General features: G+C 39.7%; 9 protein-coding genes and 2 pseudogenes. 6 read left to right on the top strand and 5 right to left on the bottom strand.

Annotated features, from left to right (window positions below):
- The first annotated feature begins 136 nt into the window (after positions 1-136).
- The 6 genes from LC605_RS27645 to LC605_RS27620 all read left to right on the top strand — a co-directional run bounded on the left by LC605_RS27645 (position 137) and on the right by LC605_RS27620 (position 5,120).
- Positions 137-346, top strand: coding sequence for a hypothetical protein (locus LC605_RS27645; RefSeq protein WP_229550681.1), 210 nt, complete (start codon positions 137-139; stop codon positions 344-346).
- 79 nt (positions 347-425) lie between these two features.
- Positions 426-884 carry a DUF1392 domain-containing protein gene (locus tag LC605_RS27640; RefSeq protein ID WP_229550680.1) on the top strand — a complete coding sequence of 153 codons (459 nt, stop codon included), beginning with the start codon at positions 426-428 and terminating at the stop codon, positions 882-884.
- 27 nt (positions 885-911) lie between these two features.
- Positions 912-1,622 (top strand): hypothetical protein, encoded by a 711-nt coding sequence (locus LC605_RS27635; RefSeq protein WP_229550679.1) that lies wholly within the window; start codon positions 912-914, stop codon positions 1,620-1,622.
- 316 nt (positions 1,623-1,938) lie between these two features.
- Entirely contained in the window at positions 1,939-2,496 is a 558-nt protein-coding gene (locus tag LC605_RS27630) for a recombinase family protein (RefSeq protein ID WP_190883877.1), read from the top strand.
- A gap of 16 nt (positions 2,497-2,512) precedes the next feature.
- On the top strand, positions 2,513-4,159 hold the full coding sequence (locus tag LC605_RS27625; protein ID WP_229550682.1) for an IS481 family transposase: 1,647 nt from the start codon (positions 2,513-2,515) through the stop codon (positions 4,157-4,159).
- Positions 4,149-5,120 carry an ExeA family protein gene (locus tag LC605_RS27620; RefSeq protein ID WP_229550678.1) on the top strand — a complete coding sequence of 324 codons (972 nt, stop codon included), beginning with the start codon at positions 4,149-4,151 and terminating at the stop codon, positions 5,118-5,120. The genes LC605_RS27625 and LC605_RS27620 overlap by 11 nt, the downstream gene beginning before the upstream one ends.
- 236 nt (positions 5,121-5,356) lie before the next feature.
- Here the strand turns inward: LC605_RS27620 and LC605_RS27615 are convergent, their stop codons facing one another.
- From LC605_RS27615 to LC605_RS27600, 5 genes and pseudogenes are all read right to left on the bottom strand, one after another.
- Positions 5,357-7,159, bottom strand: coding sequence for an NACHT domain-containing NTPase (locus tag LC605_RS27615; RefSeq protein WP_229550677.1), 1,803 nt, complete (start codon positions 7,157-7,159; stop codon positions 5,357-5,359).
- A 39-nt stretch (positions 7,160-7,198) separates the two neighbouring features.
- A pseudogene (locus LC605_RS34415) lies at positions 7,199-7,540 on the bottom strand (tetratricopeptide repeat protein); the annotation flags it as partial.
- Between the two features lie 69 nt (positions 7,541-7,609).
- The gene (locus LC605_RS27610; RefSeq protein WP_229550676.1) at positions 7,610-8,560 is read right to left on the bottom strand and encodes a tetratricopeptide repeat protein; all 951 of its coding nucleotides are present in this window, start codon (positions 8,558-8,560) and stop codon (positions 7,610-7,612) included.
- Between the two features lie 11 nt (positions 8,561-8,571).
- Entirely contained in the window at positions 8,572-9,930 is a 1,359-nt protein-coding gene (locus tag LC605_RS27605) for an ATP-binding protein (protein ID WP_229550675.1), read from the bottom strand.
- A gap of 433 nt (positions 9,931-10,363) precedes the next feature.
- Positions 10,364-10,560, bottom strand: a pseudogene (locus LC605_RS27600) (ISLre2 family transposase); the annotation flags it as partial.

Here is a 10,560-nt window from a genome sequence, read left to right as displayed (position 1 = left end):
CGATGATCGCATAGATCGCAATTGTTTCATTTAACATATGCCCCTCCGAATTTTCTGACTGGAGGGCATTTTATTGCTTAAGTGGTCACGTGCGATCGCACTCCCGCGTAACTAGCAACTTGGGTTAGTAGAGGCGATGATTGGCGTACCACAGGGCTGGACGGATGTCTCCTTACCCACACCGGACTTGATTATTGGCTCACCTCTGCCACAGTCCCCAGCTTCAGTCGGCTCAATTGTACTGAAATTGCAGCGCTTACGCAACAAGAGCTTGCAGAATATCGCCAACTTTGGGCAGAATACCAAACCATTAGAAGACAATACGCAGAGCAAATCAAAGCTTTAGGGAATGCCATTGTCCCTCAATGCGCTGCACTAGTTTTTGAACGACTGAAAATAATTTTATCTCAACAAGAGAAAAACTCATGATTGACAACGTTAACGTGCTTAAAACTAGCTGGTATCTCTCCCCTCCTTGGGGGAAAACAATACCATCAGTTGAAGTCAATTTACTAGAAAGAGTTTACCTGAGAACCAGCAAAACATTCGGCTATTGCTGTGGAATTCAATGGAAACACGAATGCTGGATTTATTCAATTGATTGTCGTAATGAAATTGTTCATGTCACACAATATCAAATCATCGGAACTGGAGAATTAGTAACCTTGCCCGTACCAAAACCCGCTTTTGTTTTGGGGCAGAAAGTAATCCTATGTTCTTACGGCAATGACGCAAAACAGCGTCTCATTTTGGGAATAGCTCTGGTGAATAATTCTTGGTTTTACCTTGTTGAATTGGTGTCGCCAACCTTAACTCAATCACCGATTATATGGAATCGTTTCTCATTAGTAGGTGAAAAAAGTTTGGTGCGGGTAAATGTTTAATTCTTTTTCATCACACAACTAAAAATTATGTCGCAAATTCAAATCACCGAAATTATCGAACAAATCTCTCAAGAGATTGAAGTTGACGCTAATGGTCAAGCGAAAGCCAGTGTTAGAGCAACTGCAAGACTGGCTGGGGTCAGCGCTGCGGCAATTCTCAAGACCTTAGACAGTGTTAACCTGGAACCCTCTAAACTGGCTCAAATGCTTATGGAATCAGGATTTTACGGTGTTAACCTAACCGAATGGAGAACCGCCGGAATCCCAGATATAGCCATCGCAATCATCTTAGAATATTACGCTTACGATGCAGGACGATACTGCACACTTCAAGCCAGATTGGTATGCCGTTCATTCAACACCATCGGCATTCGGGCATGGATTCAAGATAAATTGGGCTGGACAAAACCCGCCTCAAATAATGAAACTGCGATGACACAAATACAGTTACTCGCTGCTCTAGCTAAACACTTGGCAGAGCAAGAACAATATTTATTGGAGCAACAACAGCAGCAAACTGAAATCTTGGCAAGACTCAAAGCGGTTGAAGTTGAACAAGACAGAGTAAACACCCCATGCGGTCATAAATACAGTGTTGTTGGATTTGCCAATCTTCAAGGTTTGGAAATATCTGTAACGACCTGCAATACTAATCGCTCAAACCTGCAATCAAGACCTGAGCAAACCAGGATTAACTGCAACTATAATTACGCTTCAGCCAGGATTAATTGCAACTGAACCAGGATTAAATGCAACCAACCTGCAATCATCCGTTTCAACCAGGATTATTTGCAACTAACCGAAAGTCCAGTCAAACTGTAGGCAAGACAGTTTTCTCAAAAAACGCCCTAACTTACAAACACGCATTATTTAAATTTCAGCCAGGATTATCTGCAACTATAAGGTAAAATAAACGGTCGTTTTTTTAACCGTTATTACCACCCAGATTGCGAATCAGAAACCGAATCAAGTTTAGTAACGAAACTCGGTAATTATATCAAAGGCAACATACGCACTTATGTAACGAGTATATGTACTTGTTGAGGTTCAAAGTATGTTGATAGGCTATGCCCGAATTTCAACAGATGACCAAAATCTGAACCTGCAAATGGATGCTTTGCAGCTTGCTGGTTGCGAGAAAATTTACTCCGACCGTATAAGCGGTGCAAAAGCAGCAAGACCTGGACTCTCTCTAGCATTGGAGGTAGCACGAACTGGTGATGTTTTGGTGGTATGGCGGCTCGACCGCCTGGGAAGGTCGCTCAAAGACCTGATTGAAACGATGGAAACTTTAGGCCAGCGAGGAATTGGGCTTTCTAGTTTACAAGAATCCATTACTACCACAAACAACAGTGGTAGGTTGATTTTCCATTTATTTGGCGCATTGGCAGAATTTGAACGCAACCTAATCCGCGAACGCACAACTGCTGGACTAATCGCAGCGCGTAAGCGCGGTCACAGGGGAGGAAGACCAAAAGCCCTTGACCCAGCTAAACGTCAATTAGCAGTAAAGCTTTATACCGAAAAACAACACACCATTATTGAAATATGTAAGTTGATGGGAATTTCCAAACCAACGCTCTACAACTACATTGCAGAGATAAATACCTAACATGGTACATAAGCAAATCCCGACAGAGGCGCTCATCAATTTACGCCACCGCCTCGACGGTTTGCCTAGTCGTTGCCAAGAGCGTCGAATTCTCATTGAAGAAACAGCCGCACTGTATGGAGTGTCAACTGATACGTTATATCGGGCGTTGCGTAATTCATCACGTCCAAAATCTATAAACCGCTCAGATAGCGGGACACCCAGAAAGCTTTCACTCTCAGAAATGGAACGTTACTGCGAGGTCATCGCGGCGATGAAAATCCGTACTAGTAACAAAAAAGGGCGACATGTCTCTACAGTACGGGCAATTGAACTGTTGGAAGAATTTGGGATGGAGACACCTGATGGTTTTGTCCAACCGCCTAAAGGCGCATTGACTAGAAGTACTGTCAATTATTATTTGAAAACCTGGGGGTACGACACTGAACGTATGACTAGGCAACCGCCTGCGGTGCGTTTTCAAGCAGAATACAGCAACGAATGTTGGCATTTCGACCTCAGCCCATCGGATCTCAAACACGTAAAACAGCCATCATGGGTGGAACCGGGTAAGGGTAATCCACTACTGATGCTGTACAGCATTGTTGATGACCGTAGTGGCGTATGTTACCAGGAATATCACTGTGTTTATGGGGAGGATGTTGAAGCTGCATTACGTTTCTTATTTAATGCGATGACGGTGAAAACAACTGACGGATTTCCCTTTCATGGGATTCCAGAAATGATTTACACCGACAACGGACCAATTGCTAAAAGCCATGTATTTCAAAATGTGATGGATTGCTTGCGAATCAAGCTGGTTACGCACATGCCTGCGGGTAAGGATGGTCGCAGGGTAACAGCTCGCTCCAAAGGTAAAGTGGAAAGACCGTTTCGGACGGTCAAAGAAGCTCACGAGACTCTGTATCACTTTCACGAACCGGAAAGCGACGTTGAAGCTAACTTGTGGTTACGCCAATATTTGTTGCATTACAACGACAAACCACACCGCATAGAACCACATTCGCGGATAGAAGATTGGTTGCGAAATATACCCAAGTCTGGTTTACGTTCAATGTGTAGTTGGGAGCGATTCTGTAACTTTGCCCGCGAACCACAACGTAGAAAGGTAGGAACGGACGCCAGAGTATCAATTGAGGGCGTAGCTTACGAGGTAGAGCCAGACTTGGCTGGTGAAACCGTCGTCCTTTGGTGGGGTTTATTTGACAACGAGCTATACGTTGAGTTTAGCGATCGCCGCTACGGGCCATTTTACCCGGTTGATGGGCCCATCCCACTACATCGCTATCGCAAACACAAGAAAACTAAAACCGAAGAAAGGGCAGATAAAATTGCCGATTTGGCTAAAAAGTTGGGCTTGCCACGGACAGCCTTAGACAAAAACGCGGACTTACAATTTCTAGTAGATAAGTACAAGGAACTTACGCCAACCGTCACACCTTTTAACGACCCCGACCCATACCAAGAATTTACTTATCCCACTATATTGTTTGCTAAAAGAGCAATTTCAGATTATCTCGCTAAACCTTTGGCGAAATTATCTACTGAACAGTTGGCATTCATTGATGCATTGCTAGCTGAAACTTTGAATAAAAAAGTGATTATTGAACGAGTGCGGCAGTATTTCCACTCAAATAAAGGAGGGGAACATAATGCTCACTGAAGTCATGGAACATTTTCGGTTGGTTAGGGAATTCCCCAAGGCTGGGTACTACGAGACAGACCACCAAAAACAAATGTTTAAGGATATTAAAGTCGCAATTCATTCAGGGAAGTTGGTTGCCATAACTGGAATTATCGGGTGTGGGAAGACGACCACTTTGCGACGTTTGTTTGATGTTTTGGAGAAAGAAGGTAAGATTCTAGTCTCAAAGTCCCTTTCTGTGGATAAAGACCGAGCGACGCTACCAACACTAATTGCTGCCTTATTCTACGATTTATCCACAGATAAAGAAATCAAAATCCCAAAAGACGGCGAAAAAAGGGAACGGGAACTGCGCGACTTGATTAGAAAAGGTAAAAAGCCCGTGGCGCTGTTTGTAGATGAGGCTCACGACTTACATTACAGTACTTTGACGGGACTCAAACGTTTAATCGAAGTAGTTGAAGATGGTGGTGGCACACTTTCAGTGGTATTAGCTGGTCATCCCAAACTGAAAAATGATTTACGCCGTCCAACTATGGAAGAAATTGGATATCGAGCAACGGTCTTCTCTTTGGAGGGTATTGTTGGTAGCCAGCGAGAATATATTGAATGGTTAGTATCTAAATGCATTGTTGAAGATACTCAAATAAGTGATATCTTGTCGGCGGAAGCCATTGAGCTACTTGCCATACGCTTGAGGACACCTCTGCAAATCGAGCAACATTTGACACTCGCATTCGAGGCTGCATACCTCTTTGGGGAAAAACCTATCACCACGGCGATTATTGAGTCCGTTTTATCTAAGCAAATTGATGACTTAGAACCCACCTTAACCCGGCATGGTTATGACGTGAGGGGCTTGGCGGAACAGTTTAATGCTAAACCTGCTGAAATTAAATTACTGTTTCGCGGACAACTCGACCCAGCGCGATCGCGTGAGTTGCAGGAACAAATGCTGGCGGCGGGGCTGCCGCTTTGAGTGGATTGAAAACGATTGGGAAAATGGAAGTATTTATAGTTGCAAATAATCCTGGTTGAAACCGATGATTGCAGGTTGGTTGCATTTAATCCTGGCTCAGTTGCAATTAATCCTGGCTGAAGCGTAATTATAGTTGCAAATAATCCTGGTTTGAAAATGTCTTGATTGCAGGTTTGAGCGATTAGTATTGCAGGTCGTTACAATTACTATGATGTTATTTAGCTACAAAACACGCCCTACAACGAAGCGAAATGCTCTTGCAGTAAGTGATAGATAAAGATGTAGCTCCCACCAGACTTCTTCTGTAAAAACATACGTTTTGTAGCGGAGTTAAGGAATCGGGAGTAGTTCCAAGGAATAGATCCATTTTGCCAGAGAATGAGGCGCAAAAGGAAGTGTTGAATGCTAGCAATACTTACAATTGATCCACTTATCATTCCACCAATTAACCCAGCAACCAGACCAAGAGCTTGTCCACTAATTTCACTAATAAGTCCACTCAACAGCATACTGATTAGAGCAAGAATTACAGCATTGACCAGAGACTGCCAAATACCTTGATTAGGAAATTTCCTTTTTTCTATATCAATTTGAGGTCCACTCAATCCATTGGTTACTAGACCAGTTGTTCCTCCAAGCAGCCCAAAAAACAGAAGAGTACTTAGTCCAACACTTATAAAGACACCTATTATATCACCAAAAAGGCTAACAAATAACCCAACACTAAATCCTATTACCATACCATTCTTCAGCCCAATTACTGCTTTTCTTTGAGACCATTTGAGTGTTTCAACTGGCTCAATTTTTTCTGTCACTGCTCCAATGAATCCAGCAATCAGTCCAGTAATTACTCCACCAATCACTACTGTAATCCGTTGCCCAATTAGCCCACCAATTAGCCCACCAATCGCCCCACCAATTACTCCATTAATTAACCCTACTCCAAGATGGTACATCCACTTCTGTATAGAGGTTTGTAGCCAAGAGGGTTGTAAATGCTCTATTAAAAATATGTTTTGAGATTTTTGCGACATTCTTTTAGCTAGCCAAGTTAGCCACTTAATAACTAGCTCTTTAGAATATGGCTGTCTAGCACTTCGATGATAGAAAGCTTGTTCAACATAAGTATTAAATATATGCCTGCGGCGTTCTGTAATCGAATATATCTCTGATAATTCTTTAACTGACATTCCCCAGAAGGCGTGGATGATAATACTAAGCATCAGGGGTGTCTTTACTAACTCTTGTAGTGCGGTATCCTCTTGTAGCACTGTGTTAACTGTTGCTAGTTCAGAACCGGAACTAACAAGATAGTGATAAACTTGCTCGTATTTAAGAGGTCGCAGGTAAATTGCATCTTGAAACTTTAGACGGTTTGAAAGAACTTGGTAGTCTCTAATGCAACTACAGACTACGATTTGCGTCTGTCCATATTTTTTACTAAATTGATTCAAGGCTTGAATGCATAACTCTCGACTCTTAGGGCTAAGTTCATCCAAGTTATCGAGTAACAGTAGGAGTTGTTGTTCTTTGAGCCAATCTTTACTGAGGCTTTCGGAAATTTGATAATTGGTAGTAAGTTCCTGGACAATCCAATCCTCAAATTTTTGCTTCTTTTTCTCCCAAAAGGATATATCCAACACAACTGGAATCGGTTGATTTATGTCTCGCTCTGCACGGGTAATTAAATCGCAAGCCAACTCCAGCAGAGTTATTGTTTTTCCTCCTCCTGGCTCTCCCACAATCAGGAGTGTTGCTCCCTCTCCCATTTGGTCAAGTTTATTAATAACTTTAGTACCAGGAGGTAGAGTAGGTCTATCTTGGTAGTGAAGAAGTTCCGATATCATTCTCGAAGCTGTTTCTACTAAATCAAATGCTTCCTCCATGCCCATTTCAATCGGTACTCTACCTTGTAATGAAGTTTTCAACACGCCGTCAACCCAATAATTTCTCACTTTATTAAGTAAGGTTTTGCGGTTGCGGTATTGATATATTTTGTGGTGGCTGATAGCTTCATCTATTTGATTTATTTGGGCCACAATACCTTTGATCTCAGGCAGCTGTGAATCAAGTTCTGAGGCACTCTTAAATAAAGCAATAGCTTCGTCTTTTTGGTTTTGTTGAGCTTTAATATCTGCTAATTTTCTTTCTGTTTTTGCCTGCCCTTGTTTATCATTATTTTTTTTATAAAGATGTATAGCATCTCGAAAAAGCTTCTCTGCTTCTTCAAGTTGAGCTTGTTTAATTTTAATATCAGCTTTTTGAGATAAGGCTGCGGCTTTGCCTTTATCAATTTTAGGTTCTTCTTCATATATATCTAAGGCAGATTCACAATAAGCAATTGCTCTTGGGAATTTTTCCTGTAAAAGATAGACTTTAGCTATATCGAGAAGTGTTTCCGCTAAATTCTCTCTATCGATATCCTTCTTATTAAGGCGTTTTTTTACATATATTTTTTCAGCTTTAATATAGAAATCAAGTGATAGTTCTCACTCTTGTTTTTGGGTGCAAGTTCTAGCAATTTTGCATAATATTATTGGTAAAAGTATATTATCCTCTTTGACATACAAACGATAAATTTCTAGGGATTCTCTATAATGTTTTAATGCTTTTTCAAATTGACGTTGTAAGTCACAGATATTTCCTAGTGCTAATAGAGCATTGACTTTTATCTTAAGGCTTATTTTACTGATATCCTTTCTATTTTCTATACTTTTTTCAAAACGTTTAAGCGCGTTTTCTAAATACTCTTTTGCTTTTTCAAAAATTCCTAACTCTGTATATCTTTTTCCTATAGATGTTAAAAGTTCTATATAATCATCTTTATTTTTATCTGATTCTTGATAATCTCTCTCCCTACTTAATAAGGAATTAAGCTTAGGGTCTGGAATAAATTCAGATTCAGAAAAATCTAGTTCACTATCTATATCTAATGTATCTACATCAAAATCAAAAATACCAGATTTCCATGCCCAAAAATCAGGTGCAAATTTAGCAAGACGAGTAATAGCGTATTCTGGCAAACAAATCAGGAGAGGATATGGCACACTTCTAAGGAAAGCATCCCGTACAAAGTTGAGGTCTTGTAAAAGAGGTGGGTATTCTCCTTCAATACCAATAGAGTTCTCTAGGTTTATTAAAGTAATAACTAACTTTTTTTGAGGAGCAATGGTAACTATTGATAGCTTTTTTACAATCTCATCTTTGAGGAACCTCAAGTTTTGAGCGGGAAAATCGAAAACTTCTAACTGATTATCTTGACACTGAGGATGTTGTTTTAGCTCTTCAATTAAGCTGTCTCTATATCTAGCAGAATCAATTTCAAGAAAACCAAGTGTAAATTTTCCCGGTTCGGCAAAGTCTATAAATGTTAATAGTTCCTGAAATTGTTGTTGATTTCGCTCATTTATAGTATAAATAGGCTCACTTGGTGGATTCATTAGTTAATTTTCTATTGTTCTTGAGCAGTTTGCAATGCTTTTTTGAAATCATCAGCTTGCATTAATAGAGGATTAACATAATACCATCGCTTAATCTTACTCCCACCGTATTCTAGAATATAGTTTCGGTATAGCATCTCTGGTATATCGGGATTTTTCGGAAGTTTTTTCTTTAAGCACACCTCCGCTAGGGACTGATAGGAAATTTCCGCAGGAATCTGATTCTCCCAAATCTGCTGTTCCCTCTGAATAGACTCCGTGACATCTTCTACAGTTATCTGTTCGCGACTGCTAGCTCTAGCAATCGTACAAGCTATTCGCATCAACTGCATTAACTGGCGCACGTGTCCTCCACTGGCTTTTGCCAACTCTAGCAATAACTCCTCTGATTCAAATACAGCTTCAGTTTTGACTCGCTTCTTAATCAACTTTGCCATAGCATTTAGACCATCTTCATCATGTTCTAAATAACACTTATTGGCTTCATACTTATAGATATCTACCATTGGCATGATGCAAGAAGAACTAGAATCAGATTCTAGATTAATCGAGTGAATGATTGAAATCGGCACGGTATAGATTATAAAACAGTTGATTTCAAGTTGTTTTCCATAATCTTTAAATAAATGTTTACCAGTTGATGTATTAACCCTATCTAAACTATCAAATATAATCAAAAATCCATAAAATTGAGTATATTTCTGTCTCAATTTTATGGAAGCATCATTCAATAAATTATTAATTAGCTTCATTAGGTCTGGAGCATTTCTGTCCAGAGTTTGCCGAATAATTGTTTTATCCTCTTCATTGCCTCTAATTCCACCTAAGAGTTTTAGTACTATCTTACCCACAAGGGGAATCTCAGGTGCGAAATCTATACCTGCGGTTGATTCCCACCATTTATTAAATTTAGTTTCAGTTTCCTTAGTAGTTTGTTTGAACCAATCCTCAAAATCTTTTAGAAGTTTAGGATCAAACTTCAATTTCAATTTGCGTAATTCTTCTTCTACTCGTTTTACAATTACCAAATATAAATCTGTATATTGAACGTCATTTATATCTATTTCATCTGCTGCATCGATATAAATTACCTGATATCCCTGCGATACCCCATAGTCTTGAATCTGTCTTAGCTCGGTACTTTTTCCACAACCTCGATGTCCTGTAAATAGAATTTTGCCATACTTTTTGCCTGGCTTTAGCTCTATATCTTCATCTTCTATTGCTTGCTTTACACTTGCAAGTGCTAAATTGTCTCGTACTTTTGATAGGTTAAAGTAACGCAAGTCTTTACCCATAAGTGGAGTTAAATCACAAACACGATAAGCATCTTTCAGCGTAGCAGCAAGGTTGTCAGGCAGCGAATTCATGAGTAATTTAAGTTTGATAGAATAGTCTAAATGCAAATCATTACACTATACTCTAAGTATATGGTAAACGCACGGTATTCCTAAAACCCTTGCTGTATAAGGATATTGATGAAAAAATAGCCTAAATTATAAAACGCCCAAACCCTTGCTATTAACGGTCGGTTCGCTCATTTCATAAATAGAATAGCCAAAGGGAGCAATGCGATGCAAGTTAGACGGCAGCGATCGCAAATTTATATACTGAAATGATAAGTCAATTAAATCACTATACTTTAAAGTGTTTTCACTAGAAATTATCCTTTGGATATATTCCCAAAAGATAGAATAGGTAATATTTTCATTCTTCTGAAATAAACTATCTAATTACACACTAGGAAGTTTAAGTATTTTTTATCACAAAAAGTCTGACAAGAAGCAGCCTTAAGTATAAAATTTATCCAACAGCTTTTGGTTTAAGGAAAGAAGTTAAAATTGAATCACAAAAATTGTTCCAACTACCAGCCATCCATTGACAACGGAGGTGTAACAACATTTGCTGCATTTTCTTTCAACCAAAATTTACTATTTCCTTTCATTCTTAAATTGACAACTTGGCGAATTAAACTCTCAATAGCACCACTGCCAATGGGA

Origin of the sequence: Nostoc sp. CHAB 5836, from assembly GCF_020829445.1 — a bacterium.
Classification (GTDB): Bacteria; Cyanobacteriota; Cyanobacteriia; order Cyanobacteriales; family Nostocaceae; genus Nostoc.
This window is presented reverse-complemented; position numbering and strand designations above follow the sequence as displayed.

Coding starts and splice junctions, on each gene's coding strand:
- LC605_RS27635 (WP_229550679.1), top strand. CDS start 912: ATGTCGCAAATTCAAATCACCGAAATTATCGAACAAATCTCTCAAGAG.
- LC605_RS27605 (WP_229550675.1), bottom strand. CDS start 9,930: ATGAATTCGCTGCCTGACAACCTTGCTGCTACGCTGAAAGATGCTTAT.
- LC605_RS27640 (WP_229550680.1), top strand. CDS start 426: ATGATTGACAACGTTAACGTGCTTAAAACTAGCTGGTATCTCTCCCCT.
- LC605_RS27620 (WP_229550678.1), top strand. CDS start 4,149: ATGCTCACTGAAGTCATGGAACATTTTCGGTTGGTTAGGGAATTCCCC.
- LC605_RS27630 (WP_190883877.1), top strand. CDS start 1,939: ATGTTGATAGGCTATGCCCGAATTTCAACAGATGACCAAAATCTGAAC.
- LC605_RS27645 (WP_229550681.1), top strand. CDS start 137: ATGATTGGCGTACCACAGGGCTGGACGGATGTCTCCTTACCCACACCG.
- LC605_RS27610 (WP_229550676.1), bottom strand. CDS start 8,560: ATGAATCCACCAAGTGAGCCTATTTATACTATAAATGAGCGAAATCAA.